This is a genomic window from Lactobacillus sp. C449L (assembly GCF_059900815.1).
The window spans coordinates 1-455 of sequence record NZ_JBWXGA010000223.1; the positions used below are offsets into that span (position 1 = coordinate 1).

Annotated in this window: 1 protein-coding gene; it reads left to right on the plus strand. The window is 64.0% G+C overall.

Annotated elements, in window-relative coordinates; genetic code table 11:
* Positions 1-455 (plus strand): toxic anion resistance protein (locus AC2JF9_RS09135; RefSeq protein ID WP_500727139.1); only part of this gene is annotated, 455 nt, incomplete at both ends.

Below are 455 nucleotides of genomic sequence, written 5' to 3' on the forward strand. Positions count from 1 at the left end.
CTCTTCTACACCCGCCAGCGCACCACCGACCTCCTCACGCAGATGGCGGTGAGCGTGCAGGGCTATCTCGCGCTCGACCTCGTCAAGAAGAACAATGTCGAGCTCATCAAGGGCGTGGACCGGGCGTCCACCACCACCGTCGCGGCGCTCCGCACCGCCGTCACCGTCGCGCAGGCGCTGACCAGCCAGAAGCTGGTGCTGGACCAGATCACCGCGCTCAACACCACCACGGCCAGCGTGATCGAGGGCACGGGCTCGATGCTCAAGAACCAGACCGCGCAGATCCACAGCCAGGCCGCCTCCTCCACCATCCCGCTGGAGACGCTGCAGCGCGCCTTCCAGAACATCTACGACACGATGGATTCGATCGACCGCTTCAAGATGGAGGCGCTCGCCAACATGAAGCAGACGGTGGACACGCTTTCGACCGAGGTCGAGAAGAGCAAGGGCTATAT